Annotated in this window: 17 protein-coding genes; 12 read left to right on the top strand and 5 right to left on the bottom strand. The window is 34.1% G+C overall.

Translation table 11 applies throughout. The features are described 5' to 3' along the window. The first annotated feature begins 20 nt into the window (after positions 1-20). Positions 21-2408, top strand: coding sequence for a penicillin acylase family protein (locus C3L50_RS07440; protein ID WP_103805528.1), 2388 nt, complete (start codon positions 21-23; stop codon positions 2406-2408). A 198-nt stretch (positions 2409-2606) separates the two neighbouring features. Here the strand turns inward: C3L50_RS07440 and C3L50_RS07445 are convergent, their stop codons facing one another. The 3 genes from C3L50_RS07445 to C3L50_RS07455 are packed head-to-tail and all read right to left on the bottom strand — an operon-like array spanning position 2607 to position 4884. Continuing rightward, positions 2607-2972 (bottom strand): cupin domain-containing protein, encoded by a 366-nt coding sequence (locus C3L50_RS07445; RefSeq protein ID WP_103805529.1) that lies wholly within the window; start codon positions 2970-2972, stop codon positions 2607-2609. After that, positions 2969-3337, bottom strand: coding sequence for a DMT family protein (locus tag C3L50_RS07450; protein WP_103805530.1), 369 nt, complete (start codon positions 3335-3337; stop codon positions 2969-2971). The genes C3L50_RS07445 and C3L50_RS07450 overlap by 4 nt, the downstream gene beginning before the upstream one ends. A 26-nt stretch (positions 3338-3363) precedes the next feature. Next, on the bottom strand, positions 3364-4884 hold the full coding sequence (locus C3L50_RS07455; RefSeq protein ID WP_103805531.1) for a helicase HerA-like domain-containing protein: 1521 nt from the start codon (positions 4882-4884) through the stop codon (positions 3364-3366). Positions 4885-5260: 376 nt separating this feature from the next. Here C3L50_RS07455 and C3L50_RS07460 point away from each other — a divergent pair, with 376 nt between their 5' ends. The 9 genes from C3L50_RS07460 to C3L50_RS07505 all read left to right on the top strand — a co-directional run bounded on the left by C3L50_RS07460 (position 5261) and on the right by C3L50_RS07505 (position 13770). After that, positions 5261-6079, top strand: a complete 819-nt coding sequence (locus C3L50_RS07460) for a MotA/TolQ/ExbB proton channel family protein (RefSeq protein ID WP_103805532.1) — start codon at positions 5261-5263, stop codon at positions 6077-6079. 71 nt (positions 6080-6150) lie between these two features. Continuing rightward, positions 6151-6777 (top strand): ExbD/TolR family protein, encoded by a 627-nt coding sequence (locus C3L50_RS07465; RefSeq protein WP_103805533.1) that lies wholly within the window; start codon positions 6151-6153, stop codon positions 6775-6777. Positions 6778-6796: 19 nt separating this feature from the next. Further along, entirely contained in the window at positions 6797-7357 is a 561-nt protein-coding gene (locus tag C3L50_RS07470; RefSeq protein ID WP_103805534.1) for an ExbD/TolR family protein, read from the top strand. A 34-nt stretch (positions 7358-7391) separates the two neighbouring features. Next, positions 7392-8189, top strand: a complete 798-nt coding sequence (locus C3L50_RS07475; protein ID WP_103805535.1) for an energy transducer TonB — start codon at positions 7392-7394, stop codon at positions 8187-8189. Positions 8190-8421: 232 nt separating this feature from the next. After that, positions 8422-9339, top strand: coding sequence for a PstS family phosphate ABC transporter substrate-binding protein (locus C3L50_RS07485; RefSeq protein WP_103805537.1), 918 nt, complete (start codon positions 8422-8424; stop codon positions 9337-9339). A 16-nt stretch (positions 9340-9355) separates the two neighbouring features. After that, entirely contained in the window at positions 9356-11020 is a 1665-nt protein-coding gene (locus C3L50_RS07490) for a tetratricopeptide repeat protein (RefSeq protein ID WP_103805565.1), read from the top strand. A 109-nt stretch (positions 11021-11129) separates the two neighbouring features. Continuing rightward, complete coding sequence (locus tag C3L50_RS07495) at positions 11130-11762, top strand: 7-carboxy-7-deazaguanine synthase QueE (RefSeq protein ID WP_103805538.1); 633 nt, start codon at positions 11130-11132, stop codon at positions 11760-11762. 43 nt (positions 11763-11805) lie between these two features. Then, positions 11806-12558 (top strand): DUF2059 domain-containing protein, encoded by a 753-nt coding sequence (locus C3L50_RS07500; protein WP_103805539.1) that lies wholly within the window; start codon positions 11806-11808, stop codon positions 12556-12558. Positions 12559-12612: 54 nt separating this feature from the next. Continuing rightward, a complete protein-coding gene (locus tag C3L50_RS07505) occupies positions 12613-13770 on the top strand; it encodes an aminotransferase class V-fold PLP-dependent enzyme (RefSeq protein ID WP_103805540.1) in 1158 nt (385 codons plus the stop codon). A 29-nt stretch (positions 13771-13799) separates the two neighbouring features. Here C3L50_RS07505 and C3L50_RS07510 read toward each other — a convergent pair whose 3' ends face one another. Continuing rightward, complete coding sequence (locus C3L50_RS07510; protein ID WP_103805541.1) at positions 13800-14504, bottom strand: class I SAM-dependent methyltransferase; 705 nt, start codon at positions 14502-14504, stop codon at positions 13800-13802. Positions 14505-14574: 70 nt separating this feature from the next. Here C3L50_RS07510 and C3L50_RS07515 point away from each other — a divergent pair, with 70 nt between their 5' ends. Then, positions 14575-15072, top strand: a complete 498-nt coding sequence (locus C3L50_RS07515) for a YkgJ family cysteine cluster protein (protein WP_103805542.1) — start codon at positions 14575-14577, stop codon at positions 15070-15072. A 114-nt stretch (positions 15073-15186) separates the two neighbouring features. Further along, complete coding sequence (locus C3L50_RS07520; RefSeq protein WP_103805566.1) at positions 15187-16422, top strand: ABC transporter permease; 1236 nt, start codon at positions 15187-15189, stop codon at positions 16420-16422. Between the two features lie 135 nt (positions 16423-16557). On the opposite strand, the gene C3L50_RS16415 is transcribed toward C3L50_RS07520, so the two are convergent. Then, positions 16558-16943, bottom strand: a 386-nt coding sequence (locus C3L50_RS16415) for a hypothetical protein (RefSeq protein WP_207764312.1), incomplete at its 5' end; no start/stop codon positions are given.

Consider the following 16943-nt stretch of genomic DNA (forward strand, 5'->3'; position numbering starts at 1 on the left):
ATAAGATATTCCTAATTTAAATGAAAACGCTAAAAAAGATTCTTCTTAGTATAATTGCCATGTTCGTTATTTTGGTATTGGTATCAATTGGGTTTTATTTTTACTCAAAACCAACTTATGAAGGAGAACAAAAATTAAAGAATATTAAGAATGAAACAACGGTTTATTTTGACGATTTTGGCGTTCCACACATTTATGCCAATTCCCAGAAAGACGCAATGACCGCTTTGGGTTATGTACACGCTCAAGATCGTTTGTGGCAAATGGAATTATTGCGACGCATTGCTCCTGGACGATTATCAGAAATGTTTGGTTCGAAATTATTGAAAACCGATCGATTTTTCGCTGGATTAGGCATCGATGAAAATTCCGAAAAGGCAATCGCCAACTTGGATAAAAACTCCGAGGCTTATCAATTGGCTATGGCTTATCTTGATGGAATCAATCAATATATGGAAGAAGGAAAAACACCTATCGAATTTCAAATATTAGGATTGAAAAAAGATAAATTTACCCTGAGAGACGTTTACAACATCTTTGGATATATGTCTTTTAGTTTTGCAATGGCACAAAAAACAGATCCGTTATTGACTGATATTCGAGATAAATTAGGCTCGGAATATCTAAAAGATTTTGGTTTAGACGGTTCGCTGGGAATTACTCAAATCAAAAATTTCGATGGAAAAGCCATCGAGTATGCCAAAATTTCCAAATCAGTTGCCAGTTTGCTCGATAATTCGCCTGTTCCAGCTTTCATAGGAAGTAACAGTTGGGTTATTGCTCCCCAAAAAACCAAGAACGGGAAAGTGCTGTTTGCCAATGATCCGCATATTGCTTTTTCGCAACCTTGCACTTGGTACGAAGCACATATTGTGGTACCCGATTACGAAATGTATGGCTATTATTTGGCAGGAACACCTTTTCCACTTTTGGCACACAATCGGAATTATGCTTTTGGACTAACGATGTTCGAAAATGATGATCTCGATTTGTTTCAGGAAGAAGACAATCCAAAGAATAAAAACCAATACAAAACTGCCAACGGTTTCCAGAATTATACAATTCGTAAAGAAAGCATCAAAATCAAAGACAGCTCGGATGTGGTTTTAGAAGTTCGAGAAACCCAACACGGCCCAATAATGAACGATTTATTGGATGGAATCAAAGGAACAAAAGCAGTAGCAATGTCGTGGATTTATACCCAACAAAAAAACCAAATTCTCGAAGCAGTTTATTCGCTTTCGCATTCCGAAAATTTGAATGATTTTAGGAAAGGAGTTTCACTAATTGCTGCGCCAGGATTAAATATTATGTATGGTGATGCCAAAGGAAATATTGCTTGGAATACTTCGGGAAAGCTCTATAAATTAGACAAATCTATCAATCCAAATTTTATTTTAAATGGTACAAATGGCATTGATGATAAAAAAGAATTTCTGGATTTCTCCAAAAACCCACATGCTATAAATCCATCTTGGAATTATATTTATTCCGCCAATAATCAGCCCGAAGCGGTTGATGGGCATTTGTATCCGGGTTATTATTTGCCACGAGATAGAGCTAAAAGGATTTCGACTTTATTGCAACCCAAAAACAATTGGACAAAAGAAGATGTTGGAAAAATGTTGAATGATAATACTTCTTCGATTACGCCAAGTATTACTGCTAATTTAATTGCAACATTAGATGCTAAATCACTTTCTAACAGTGAAAAACAAGCTATTTCAATTCTAAAAAAATGGAAAGGTTCGAATGAATTAAAGGATGTTGCTCCTACTATTTACCAAAAATGGATTTATAATTATTTGAAAAATACGTTTCAAGATGAGTTGGGCGAGACCGATTTTGAAATGCTTTTGAGCACTCATATTATTAAACAAATTATTGAGCCGCAAAGCAGAAATGAAAACTCCATTTGGTGGGATGATGTTACCACAAAAAACCAAAAAGAAACTAGAGTAGAAATTCTAAATAAATCATTTCACGAAGCGATAACAGCACTCGAAAAACAATTGGGAAAAGACATCAATTCTTGGACTTGGAACAGAATTCACATTTTGGATCATCAGCATCCATTGGGTAAAGTTGCTGCTTTGCGACCTGTTTTCAATGTTGGTATATTTGAAGTTCCAGGTTCGACAGAAGTGATAAACAACCTGTTTTTTAGTTTTTCATATTCTGGTGAATATCAAGTAAAAGGTGGGCCATCAACCCGAAGAGTAATAGATTTTTCGGATATTGAAAACAGTATGAGCATTTTGCCAACAGGACAATCTGGAAATCCGTTCAGCAAGCATTATAGCGATCAAGCAGAAATGTACAACTCAGGGAAATTCAGAAAAATGAAAATGAATAAGGAAGAAATTGAAAAGACTTCGACAAAATTGGTTTTTGTGCCTATTAAATAACTACGTCTATTTGTCAATTCCGACTAAGAAGGAATCGAGCGATAGCGCAATGTCATTAAGTTAAGGGATTTTGTCGATGATTTTGTCATTCTGACGAAGGAAGAATCTCAACAAACGTGAGCAACTAACACTAGATTCCTCCTTCGTCGGAATGACAATTTTATAGAAGATAGTAACTGCGGTTTAAAGAAATTGAATTTACTCTTCCTCCCGATGCACTTTCGTGAAATCAAAAGCGGGAGTGCAAATGGCAATATACTCGCAAGGTTCTTCAAACGGATTTGAATATTGAACTCGGGTATTTTTATCAATTTTGATCGATTGTCCAGCTTCAAGAACGACAGTTTCTCCTTCGATAATGAATTGCTTTTTTCCTTTTATGACATAGGTGTATTCTTCAAATTCAGGCGTTTGAAAAGGTTCTTTCCAATGTGGCGGTGCAATCATATGTGCAATAGAAATTGCTGGATTGTTTGTGGTTGGAATTCCGTGATGTTCTTCAATAAGTTTTCCATCGGTAGTTGGAACTACAAAAGGCGTTTTTTGTACAAGATATTTTTTCATTTTTTGAAAATAAAGTAAACAGCCAAAACTAAAAATACAAACCCTACAAAATGATTCCATCTAAAGGTTTCGTTTTTGAAAAAAAGCAATGAGAAACCCACAAAAATAACTAAAGTTATCACCTCCTGTATTACCTTTAATTGAACTAAAGAAAATGGGCCGCCATTGCCTTCATAACCTATCCGGTTTGCAGGAACTTGAAAAAAATATTCGAACAAGGCCAATCCCCAGCTAATGAGAACAATGGTTATCAAACTTGCGTTTTCAAACCATTTGAGTTCCTTGAATTTCAAATGTCCATACCACGCCAAAGTCATAAAAACATTTGATAATATGAGTAAGCCTATTGTTGCGTATCCTTTCATTTAAAGCGAATAATATGAAATTGATTTTATTTCCTCAATAATTTACTCAAAACACTAAAAGCTCCTCGAATAAAAGTAGCACTTGTCAGTACTTTTAGAACCGATTTGGTTACTGTTCCAGTCGTTTCACTAGATTTTTTATCTCCTTTTTCGGCTGCTTTTTCTTCCTGTTGTTGAGTCACTTCTTGTTCGGCGGCTACGATTTTTTTGGTAAGCATTTCGTATGCGCTTTCTCGATCAATAAGTTCACTGTATTTTTTTACTAATTTCGATTTAGAATTGATTTCTTGAATTTCGCTTTCGGTCAAAATGTCCATTCTGCTCATAGGTGCACGCAGCATAGTTGCTGCTAGTGGAGTAGGTGTACCTTTTTCGCTCAAAGCGGTGACTAAAGCTTCTCCAATGCCAAGACTGGTCAATATTTCGTCAGTTTTGTAATAATCGGATGAAGGGTAATTGTCAGCAGTTTGTTTGATGGCTTGGCGGTCATTAGCCGTAAAAGCCCTTAAAGCGTGTTGGATTTTTAATCCCAATTGTGCCAAAACACCACTTGGTACATCCATTGGGTTTTGGGTTATAAAATAAATTCCAACACCTTTAGAACGAATCAGTTTTACAATAGTTTCTATTTGTTCCAACAAGGTTTTGCTAGCTTCTTTGAAAATCAAATGCGCTTCGTCAATAAAAATAACCAATTCGGGTTGGTCTGCATCGCCTTTTTCGGGCATTTGGTTGTAAATTTCAGCCAATAAACTTAACATAAAGGTCGAAAAAAGTTTCGGTTTGTCTTGAATATCCGTCAAGCGGATGATGTTTACATAGCCTTTTCCATTTTCGTCGATGCGCATTAAATCATCAATTTCAAAAGATAGCTCTCCAAAAAACAAATCAGCTCCTTGTTGTTCTAATTCTATTATTTTTCTGAGAATTGTTCCTGTAGTAGAAGTTGAAATCTTGCCATAGCTTTCTTCGATTTCGTCTTTTCCTTCTTCGGTAATATAATTGATTACTTTTTTAATGTCTTTCAAATCCAAAAGAGGCATTTTGTTGTCATCGCAATATTTGAAAATCACAGAAATTACTCCAGCTTGAACGTCATTCAAATCAAGGATTCTAGAAAACAAAACAGGACCAAATTCAGAAACGGTAGAGCGTAGTCGCACACCGCTTTGTTCAGACAAAGTCATTAACTCTACCGGAAAACTCGATACTTTATAAGGAATGTTGATTTTGGTGTGACGTTCAGTGATAAATGATTTTTCTTCGCCTTCTTTGGCAATACCACTAAAATCACCTTTGATATCCATCATCAAAACCGGAATTCCAAACGATGATAATTGTTCGGACAAGACTTGAATGGTTTTTGTTTTTCCAGTTCCGGTTGCACCCGCAATCAATCCGTGACGGTTTAAGGTTTTTAGTGGGATTTTAATGTGCGCATCAGCCAAAGCTTCTCCGTCTAAAATTGCACCACCTAGAATTATACTTTCTCCTTTTGAAAGATAACCGTCATTTATATGCTGAATAAATTCTTCTTTTTTGCTCATATTTGGATAGGAATTAAAATCAATTGCAAGGTATTATTTTTTTTGTTTTATTTATGATAGATAATTGTAATAAAAAAAAAGAAACTTCATTTGAGATTTTGGATTAAAAAAGTGTTGAAGTATTTTTTAAAAAGTGTTAAAAATACACTTAAATTTAGTCGTTAATGCCTTATTTTATCTACAAAATTTGGATTTTATAAGTACTTGTTGAAATTAATGTAAAAGATGATAAATGTCACTTTTTAAAGTCTAAGTTAAATTATTAAAGAATTAGTAAAAAAAGTTTTTTTATATCAACTAAAAATATAAATTTGCTCCTCAACAAAGTTTATTATAACAATAAAATAAATTATTAAAACTATTAAAATTAAAAAAAATGGCAAACGTTAAAAAAGAAAAAGGTTCAGGTTTAGGAGGAAGTATTTCATTGATCATTATTGCAGCATGTATTTTTGCTGGATGGATTATTTGGAATTTTATTATGGGTGATGGAGCTAACTTTGAGGGTGGAGTAAATACTGGACATCCACTACCAGGAAATTATTTAGCAATGGTTTATAAAGGAGGTCCAATTGTACCAGTTTTGATGGGATTGCTTTTGATGGTAATTGTTTTCTCATTTGAGCGTTTTGCTGTTATTTCTAAAGCGGCTGGAAAAGGAAATTTGGATAAATTTATGGCAGATGTTCAAAAAAGCATCAAAGCAGGAGATATTGACGGAGCTATTGCTGCTTGTGATAAACAACAAGGTTCTGTTGCAAATCCAATTAGATCAGCTTTAGTGAAATATCAAGAAGTTAAAAAAGAAGGTTTAGATAGTGAAACTGCTGCAGAAACACTGCACAAAGAAATAGAAGAATCTACTTCTCTTGAAATGCCAATGTTAGAAAAACATATGACTATTCTTTCTACATTAGTTTCTTTAGGAACTCTTGCAGGATTATTAGGAACGGTAACAGGTATGATTAAAGCGTTTGGTGCGTTAGCAAGTTCAGGAACTCCTGATCAAGCGATGTTAGCAAATGGTATTTCTGAAGCACTTATCAATACTGCTACAGGTATCTCTACTTCTGCATTAGCAATTATCGTTTACAACTTGTTTACTTCAAAAATTGATACTTTGACTTACTCTATCGATGAGGCTGGTAATACAATCGTGAATACTTACAGACATTTCAGAGGTACACAAAAATAATTAATAATAATTTTTAAGGATTAGCGTTTTATATAAGCGCTAATACCTTACTAATTTAAATATAAAAATTAATGGCTGGTAAATCGTCCAAAAAAGCAGCGTCTATTGATATGACGGCTATGTGTGATGTGGCTTTTCTTTTGCTTACTTTTTTTATTTTGACCGCTACGGCCAAAATACCAGAAGCATTGCCTGTAGATACGCCATCATCAACTGTACAAACAAAATTACCTGAATCAAATTTAGCTACTTTAACTATTGGAGGTAAAGGAAAAGTGTTTTTTGATTTGAAAGGAAGAGAAGTTCGTATAAGAACTTTAGAATTGATGAGTCAAAAATACGGTGTAGAGTTTACCGATGAGGAGAAAGCCAAATTTTCTTTAATGGAAGGTATTGGTGTGCCGATAGGAAACTTAAAACAACTTATCGGAATGAAAACTGCTGAACGTAGTAAAGCAGGTCAACCGGGAATTCCCAAAGATTCTTTGGATAATCAATTGACAGACTGGGTAAAAAATGCCCGTATTGCAAATAATGAAGCCAATAATGCAAATGGTAGCAAAGAAGAGTTGCATATTGCTATTAAAGGAGATGCAAAAGAAGAGTATCCATCAATTCGCAAAGTAATGGATATTTTACAAGACCAGGGAATTAATAGTTTTAGCTTAGTTACTGGTTTGAGAGGAGAGAATTTTTAATTAAAAAACACACACTAAAATGGCTGAATTAAATACAGGCGACAGTGGAGGCGGTAAGGATAAGAAAGTAAGAAGTAAAAAGCAAAATTCAAAAGTAGATTTAACTGCTATGGTGGATTTAGCCTTCTTGTTGATTACCTTCTTTATGCTTACTACAACTTTGTCTAAACCACAAGCAATGGAGTTGGGGTTGCCAGACAAGGAAAAACCTAACGAAGAAGATCAGAATATCAAAGTGGATGAAAATCGTACGATGACCATAATGTTGGGAGATAATGATAAATTAGTTCGTTACGTAGGTTTATTAGCAACTCCTGTTGCTGGTGGAGCTCCCAAAGATTTTGCTTATGGAAAAGAAGGGATTCGTAAAGAATTATTATCAAGAAAAGAAGCGGTTTTGAAATATACAGGAGATCCTAAAAAAGGAATGATTGTGATTATCAAACCAGGTAAAAAATCGAATTATCGTAATTTAGTTGATATATTAGACGAAATGGCGATTGTAGATGTACCTACTTATGCAATTGTTAATGATTTTAGTCCCGAAGAAATAAAATTGTTAGAAGGAAATAAGAAATAATCTTATTAACCTAATAACCTAATAATTAAGAAATATGAAATTAGATTTATTAAATAATCACTGGCTTGAAATTGTTTTCGAGGGGCGTAATAAAAGTTATGGTGCTTACGATTTGAGAAAATCAGTAACCACGAGAACTACTCGAGCTTTCATAATTGGAACAATTCTTTTTGCTTTTCTAGTAAGTATTCCAATGTTAATGCGTATGATTCCTGAGAGTCAAGATGATACTACTTTGGATGCAAAAATTACAGCAGTTAAATTGCCTCCAAAAAAGGAAAAACCAAAAGAAAATCTTCCACCACCACCACCACCACCACCAGTTGCGGATCAAGTGAAATTTGTGAAGCCTGTGGTTGCTAAAGCTGATGAAGTTGTTGAAGAGATTGCTGTTGTGAAGGATCTTAAAGACAAAAACATCGGTAAAGAAAACATAAAAGGTGACGAAAATGCTTTACTAACTGTAGAGGAAGTTGGACACGGAGATGTTAATGCTCAAGTAGTAGAAGAAGACAATACAGTTTACAACACTGCAGGTATCGAAGTGAAACCAGATTTTCCTGGAGGAATGGAAAAATTTAATGCTTTTGTAGCAAAAAATTATCAAGCTCCAGAAGAGGAGGGTCTTAAAGGAAAAGTTTATGTAACATTTGTAGTAGAAAAAGATGGTTCATTAACAGATATCAAAGTTCTTAGAGATATTGGTTATGGTACAGGAAAAGAAGCTATCCGTGTTTTAGGAAAATGTCCAAAATGGACACCAGGTGAGCAAAATGGAAAAAAAGTAAGATGTACTTTCAGTTTACCTATTAGTATTCAATCAGCAGAATAATGTTGAATAATAGTATTAAAGAGTTTCAGAAGAAATCGCTCAAAGAGCGATTTCTTTTCGTTATGGGTATGGCCATTTTTTTGGCATATCTCATTTTAGGCTTGGTATTTATTTTTTGGAAATCAATGCCAATTTTGATGGATTTCAATTATCGTATAGCTTTTGGTGTACTTTTAATTGTATATGCGTTTATAAGGTTTTTTAGGATTTTTAATTCAAACAATGAATAGTTATGTTTAAAATTAGTAAGTTTTTTGTTTTAGGCTTTGTTTGTGTTTTGTTTGTGATGTGTAACAAATCTGATCAATCAAAAAATGATAAAGAAACTATTTTGAAAGGCTCCGCTACTATTTATGTTGACGAAACTTTGACTCCAATTATTGAAGATCAAGTAGCAGTTTTTGAAAGTAAATATGATGCTAAAATTAAGCTTGTTTCTAAGTCGGAATCAGAATTAGTTGTTTCTCTCGTTAAAGAAAAGTCAGGTATTGCAATTTTATCTAGAAATTTGACGTTAAATGAAAATAAAATCTTTGAGCAAAAAAAAATAACACCAAAAATCACTAAATTTGCCACCGATGCTATAGCTTTTATTTCAAACAAAAGCAATAAAGACACTTTAATAGAGTTAAAGAGTGTAATTGAGTTTATGCAGGGAAAACAAAGTGCAAAAATTAAAGGTTTGGTCTTTGATAATCCCAATTCAAGTACAGTTCGCTTGATGAGTGAATTAGCAAAAGTTAATAAAATTCCAGAAAAGGGTGTTTATTCATTTAAGACAAACGAAGAGGTAATTAAGTTTGTTGCTAAAAATGAAGGAATGATTGGTGTGATTGGTTTAAATTGGTTGACCCAGCCTATGCCAGACATGCAGGAATTCGTTGACAAGGTAAATGTTCTTAGTGTAAAAGGCTCTAAAAGCAACAACTATTATTTTCCAAGTCAAAATAACATTGCAGAAGGCAAATATCCTTTGGCACGTGATTTGTATATAATTAATGCACAAGGATTTTCTGGATTAGGAATGGGTTTTTCTTCATTTGTAGCAGGCGACATTGGACAAAGAATTATTTTGAAATCAGGATTGTTACCCGTAATGATGCCAGGTAGAAAAATTAATATTAGGAATAAAATTAGTAATGATAAGTAATAAATTTATAAATAAAATGAACAAATTTAAGATTTTTAGTATAGCTTTTCTGGCCTCAGTTACCTCTGGCTTTGCACAAGATGTTAATGCAGCTAAAAAGGCAATTGATGCCGAGCAATATGAAAATGCAAAATCGATTTTAAAATCGATAATTAAAGCTAATCCAATTGACGGAAGAGCAAACTTTATATTAGGAAATGTCTATCTTATCCAAACGGTAACTGACTCAGCAAAAATTGCATTTCAAAGAGGTTTAGCAGGAACTGATGGTGCAAGATTAAATCATATCGGATTAGGGACAATCGATTTAGATAACGGAAATACAACTGCTGCCGAAGCTAACTTTGGTTTAGCATTAAAAGACACAAAAAAGAAAGATATTGAGGAATTAATAGCTATAGGAAGAGCTTATACCTATTCAACAAAGCCTAACTTTAAAAAAGCTATTGAGGTTTTGAATAAGGCTAAATTGATAAATCCTAACGATGCAATTGTTCAATTAGCTCTTGGAGATGCTTACATTGGTGATAAGAATCAAAATGATGCTTATGCAGCTTATAGAAATGCTTTCCAATTTGATCCAACTTTGCTTAGAGCCAAAATGCAGTTGGGTGTTTTGTTAAAAGGTGCTAAATCATATGATGAAGCAATAAAATCTTTCAACGAAGTAATCGCTTTGAACCCAAATTATGGGCCAGTTTATAGAGAATTGGCTGAAACCTATTATAAATGGGGAAGAAATAAACCTTCGAAGTCAGCAGAGTATATGCAAACTGCTATTGGGCATTATGAAAAATACTTAAGTCTTACTGATCATTCTTTGCATTCAAGAATGCGTCACGCCGACTTTCTTGTACTTGTAAAAGATTATAAAGCATTGGAAGCAGAAGCCAATAAAATGATTGAAATGGATAAAGTAAATCCTAGGATCTTTCGTTATTTAGGATATTCTGCATACGAAAATGGCAATGTTGATCTTGCTATTAAATCATTGGAAAGCTTTATTGCTAATCCAGATAACAAAGTTATTGCAAAAGATTATATGTATTTAGGTACTGCAAAATTCAAAAAGGGTTTGAGTGCGGATGGATTATCAATAGATTCTAATTTATACAATTCAGGTTTATCAGATATTAAAAAATCAATAGAAATTGATCCTGCGAGTGTAGAAGAATTGAATGAAATTGGAAAGAAGATGTTTACAGCGAAATTGTATAAAGAGGCAATTCCTGTATTTGAATTAGGAACAACAAACCCTGAAGATAAAAATTATACAGAGGATAATATTTACTACGGTTTGTCTATTTACTATAGTAATACTAAAAAAGAAGTAAAAGATATTGTTGAATTACAAAAAGCTGATGTCGCTTTTGAAAAAGTATCCGTAGCTTCTCCTACCTATCTAGATGCTTATATTTATAGAGCTAGAACCAATAGTATGATAGGTAATGACGAATTAACAATTAAGTTTTATGAAACTTATATTGCAAAAATATCTGAAAAAGGACCTGAAGAATTAGCAAAACCAACTACAACAAAAAAAGTTATAGAGTCTTATAATAATATTGCGGCTAGTTATGCTAATACTGATAAAGCTAAGGCAATTGAATATTTAAATAAAACACTTGCTATTGATCCGACAAATGATTACGCAACCAAATCATTGTTGAAATTAAAATAATCAAGATTTTTTCTTTTAAAAGCCGATAGTTCTTTTAAGACTATCGGTTTTTTTATGTTTATAAGTCAACGCTTTTAATTCACTATCTTTGCACTCTTAAATTATTGAAATGTTATCAAAAGAAATACAATTAGAAGTCAACAAAGGCGCAATGCTTCCCTTGATGGAAGAATTTTATACCATTCAAGGTGAAGGATTCCACACAGGAACGGCTGCCTATTTTATACGAATTGGTGGTTGCGATGTGGGTTGTCATTGGTGCGATGTCAAAGAAAGCTGGAATGCCGAACTGCATCCGCCAACAAGCACGGATTTGATTGTTGCCAATGCCAGTAAATATGCCGACACTGTCGTGGTTACTGGTGGGGAACCCTTGACTTGGGATATGACATTGTTGACTCAAAAGTTAAAAGAAAATAATCGAAAAGTGCATATCGAAACTTCGGGTGCTTATCCGCTTTCCGGAACTTGGGACTGGATTTGTCTTTCGCCAAAGAAAAATAAATTGCCCACGCAAACCGTTTACGACAAAGCGCACGAGCTAAAAGTGATTATTTACAACAAACACGACTTCATTTTTGCCGAAGAACAAGCGGCGTTAGTAAATGATAATGCCATTTTATTCCTTCAACCCGAATGGAGCAAAAAAGAAGAAATGACTCCACTTATTGTAGATTACGTAATGAATAATCCAAAATGGCGCGTATCTTTACAAACACATAAATATTTGAATATTCCTTAAATTTATTTAAGTATTCTTGAAATAAACTAATAACCAAAACAAAATGAAAAAAGTATTTCTTTCTATTGCATTCGTGTTGATTGCCCAAATGACTATGGCTCAAGAAGCGAATTTTAAAGCAGATGTTTTAAAATTGATATCCATTAGTGGGGCAGATGGAGCAATGAAGGTTGCAAAACTTAAATTTTTGAATATTATACCAGAGAATAAAAAAGAAAATTTCTCGAAAGAATTTGAAGCTTCTTTGCCAAGTATGTATGAAAAAATGGCAAAAGTATATATGGAAATTTACACGCCCGAAGATATAAAAGGAATGATCGCTTTTTATGAAAGTCCAGTCGGGAAAAAGATGAGTGAAAAATCAGGTGAACTTACTCAAAAAGCAATGAAGGCAGGGCAAGAATGGGGTAAAGAATTGCAAGTAATAATGGAAAAATACAAAGATGTAAATTCTGTTCAAGTGCCAACAAGTGTATCGGACAACACCGTTTATAACACAGCTGGAATTGAAGTAAAACCGGATTTTCCCGGTGGTATGGATCAATTTTATAAATTTATTGCAGAAAATTATCAAACTCCAAAAGCAGAAGGGTTAAAGGGTAAAATATATGTGACTTTCGTAATTGAAAAAGATGGAAGTCTTTCAGATATAAAAGTTTTAAGGGATATTGGTTATGGAACAGGCAAAGAAGCCATCAGAGTTTTGAAACTTTCACCAAAATGGTCACCTGGGGAGCAAAATGGTCAAAAAGTAAGGTGTACTTATAGTTTGCCAATCTCTATAGGAGCTAAATAATAATTTTCCCAAACATTGTTTGGGATTTTTTATATTTACAAAAAACTAAACCGAATGAAATCGCAATTCCTTCTCGATCCTGCAATCACTTTTTTAAATCACGGTTCTTTCGGTGCTTGTCCAAAACCAATTTTTGGGGAATACCAACGTTTGCAATCGGAATTGGAAAACGAACCGGTTTATTTCATTCTAAAAAAACAAGCGGAATATTTAAAAATGGCCAAGGAAAGATTGTCAGAATACATTGGTTGCGATGCCAATGATTTCTTTTTTACGCCCAATCCAACTTTTGCGGTTAATACAATTATGCGAAGTTTAGATTTGAAAGAAGGAGATGAAATTCTCAGCACCAATCACGAATATGGCGCGATGGACAGAACCTGGAATTTCTATTGCAAAAAATCGGGAGCTAAATATATTCGTCAAAATATTTCGCTTCCTGTCGTTTCCAAAGAACAAATGCTGGAAGAATTCTGGAGCGGCTATACTTCAAAAACTAAAATCGTTTTCCTGAATCAAATTTCGAGTGCCACCGCATTGATTTTTCCTGTAAAGGAAATTTGCGACAAAGCCCGTGAATTGGGATTAATAACCATTATTGACGGAGCACACGTTTTGGGTCAAATGGATTTGAACATTATGGAATTGAATCCTGATTTTTATACAGGAACGCTCCACAAATGGATGTTGGCGCCAAAAGGAAGTTCTTTTTTATATGTAAAAAAGGATTATCAACCAATGTTGGATCCGTTGGTAGTAGGTTGGGGTTACGAAAGTGTTGCTCCAGGCGAAAGTCAATTTCTGGATTATCAGGAATTTCAGGGAACGAGAGATATTTCAGCATTCTTGTCTACGCCAAAAGTGATCGATTTTTTGGAAGAGAACGATTGGAAAACCAAATCAAAGGAATGTAGAAATATAGTTTTGAATAATTACCAACGTTTTTGTGATTTATTAAATACACAACCCATTTGCCCAATTACAACTGAGTTTTTAGTACAAATGGCAAGTGTTCCAATAAACACTTCCAATCCTGTAGCATTAAAAGAATTGCTTTTCAATAAATATAAAATCGAAATTCCAGTAATGCCTTTGAATGGAAATTATTTTATACGTTATTCCATCAATGCCTATAATTCGCAAGAAGACTTGGATATTTTATATAAAGCTTTGGAAGATATAATTGCTACGACTGATTTGATAGAAGTGTAATCTATATTCTCTTCTCTATACTCTATTTTCTATATAGAAAGTCTCGCTAAATAATCGAAATGTTCTCCTTCTAAAATTAATTCGCATTGCAACCCATTGGCGAAAGCCGCATTTTGTAAAGTATTATAATCAAGATAAAGCCATGGAAAAGTTTCTTCGGTTTCGTTTTTGTATGAAACGCTAAATGTGAGTTCTCCATAATAACCATTACTTGGAATCCATTTTCCACCGTCTTCATCATCGTCAAACATATAAATGATGTCAGAAGAATCGATTAGTATTTGTCCGTTAGGGTTTAGAAGACTTTTTAGTTTTTGTAAATAGTTGGGCGTTTCTTTTAAGCTTCCAAAAATTCCCGTGCCATTCATTAATAATAGAATAGTATCGAATTTTTCGTTTTCCAATGTCATTATATCTTGAACTTTGGCATTTTTCAAACCACGAAGTTGACAAGTTTGGATGGTATTGGGAGAAATGTCTATTGAAGTTACATCTAAATTGCGGTCGTTTTGCAAAGTCAAACTATGACTTCCCGCTCCACAACCCACATCGAGCACTTTGCCTTTAGCCAATTGAAGCGCTTTTTGTTCCAATTTCGGCATTTCGTTGTAACTTCTAAAAAGATACGCAACGCTCATTTCGTCCGCTTCGGAAATGGAAGTTTCGGTAATTAAATCTTCGGGAGAATTGTTGGTTTGAAAATCGAGTATGGCTTTTCCGAAAAGGTCTTTCATAAAAAAGTTTAAAAGTTTAGAGGTTTAAGCGTTTAAAAGTTGTTTAACTTTGCAAAAGAAATTCTAAAAAATGTTAAAGCCAAATTTAAACGAACTCGGAAAACTTGCCAAAGATACACATAACGAAACCAAAAAGTATTTTGACAAGTTAAAAAAGAAAGCGCCCAAGAATTTGGATTATGTGATGCAAGATTTGCACGATGCCGAATTCAAGAAAACCGATTGTTTGGAATGTGCCAATTGCTGTAAAACCACAGGGCCATTATTCACTTCTGCCGATATTGAACGAATTTCGAAACACCTGCGCCAAAAACCACAACAATTTATTGACCAATATTTGCGTATCGATGAAGACAAAGATTATGTATTGCAATCCGTGCCTTGTACTTTTCTTGATTCAGACAATACCTGTTTTATTTATAATGTTCGTCCAAAAGCATGTCGAGAATTTCCGCATACCGACCGAAAGAAGTTCCAGCAAATAGCAGATTTAACTTTGAAGAATGTGGCGATTTGTCCTGCTGCTTTTAATATTGTAGAAGAAATGAAGAAAAAACTTCCTTTGTAATTTTTGGGCTATAAATTTTCACAACGAAAAAAAGTATAAAACTATTTTCATCTGTGTAAATGGGTGTAATCTGTGGCAAAAAACTTTATGTATCTTTGTGGCAAACTAAAAATTTTGAATCTAGAATATTTCATAGCCAAACGACTCATTACTGCCAAACATTTTAAAAGCAGTATCTCTGCGCCCATCATAAAAATTGCCATTTCGGCCATTGCCATCGGAATGATTATGATGATTGTGTCGGTAGCCACAGGAATTGGGCTGCAACAAAAAATCCGAGACAAAGTTTCAGCCTTCAACGGACACGTTATTATTACGAATTACGACAACAATCAATCCGAAGTAACATTGGTTCCTATTTCAAAGAAGCAAGATTTTTATCCAAAATTTACTTCAGTTTCAGCAGTAAGTCATGTTCAGGCCATCGCCAGCAAAGCAGGAATCATTAGAACCGAAACAGCTTTCGAAGGAATTATTTTAAAAGGAGTTGGTACAGATTATCAATGGGACAATATCAAGGAATATGTTGTTTCTGGAAAAGTGCCTGATTTTTCAAAGGGACTTAATCAAGAAGTATTAATTTCGCAATTGCTTGCCAACAGGCTCAATCTAAAGGTTGGAGATTCATTCAACACTTTTTTTATCAAAGAAAATCAAAATAAATTGCCCAACATCCGAAGGTTTAAAATTTCAGGAATTTTCAACTCAGGATTTCAAGACCTCGACGCTACCTATATAATAGGAGATATTCGGCACATACAACGAATGAATAAATGGAATCTGAATCAAGTAGGAGCTTTTGAAGTTTTTGCAAATGATTTTGACAATATCAAGTCCGTTGGCGAACAGGTTTATGAAAAAACATCATCAACACTCGATTCCAAAACCATAATCGAAAAATACAGTTACATTTTCGAATGGCTAAAACTCTTCGATTTAAATATCGTTATCATATTAGGAGTAATGATTTTGGTAGCCACTATCAATATGGTAGTCGCTTTGCTAGTGCTCATCCTTGAGCGCACTCAAATGATTGGCATACTCAAAGCTTTAGGCTCAAACAACTGGTCCGTACGAAAAATATTCCTGTACAACGCCTTTTACTTAATTATAAGGGGATTGTTCTGGGGGAACCTGATAGGAATTTCTCTACTACTTATACAGCAATACTTCGGAATAATCAAACTCAATCCCGAAAACTATTATGTCAACCAAGCGCCAGTTTACATCAATTTGGGGTATATCTTACTTTTAAATCTTCTCACAGTCATAATTTGCTTTCTAGTTTTATTGATTCCCTCCTATATAATAACCAAAATCTCTCCAGTAAAAGCCATTCGTTTCGATTAGTTTTTTCAAGGAGCTATTCCCGCTATCCGTTGCAATCTCTTGTGCCGAACCCCGGCACAAGAGGATTTCCACTGCTATCGGGGCTAGGGTATTTGTTTTCGGCAGATAGGTTCTCCTTTTTATATATGTTTAGTATTATCGAAAAAAACTACCTTTATATATATGTTTGTAATCTGCCAGGATCTGCAAAATCTGCGTGCCAATAAGAGGTTTGCTTCTTTTTGGGCTATTTTGGGGAGTCAAGTTCTGTTTTTGCCGGTTATTTTGATACGACGAATCGTCTTCAATGGGTATTGCAACCAAGTGCCTTCGGGTCCCAATCCTTTCAAAACCGTTCAAATCTTCAAAATTCCTAGGGTAAAATGCAAGAATAGGAAAAAAAGAGTTGTTGTAACCTTCGACAAACCAACTACTTAAAAAATACTTTAAAAAAAGATTAAAAAAGCTATTGTTTAACTGAAAAGACTCACTACTTTTGCACCCGCAATGACGCAGACGTTCATTTGAAATACTGGCAAACG

Source organism: Flavobacterium alvei (assembly GCF_002920895.1).
Taxonomy (GTDB): Bacteria; Bacteroidota; Bacteroidia; order Flavobacteriales; family Flavobacteriaceae; genus Flavobacterium; species Flavobacterium alvei.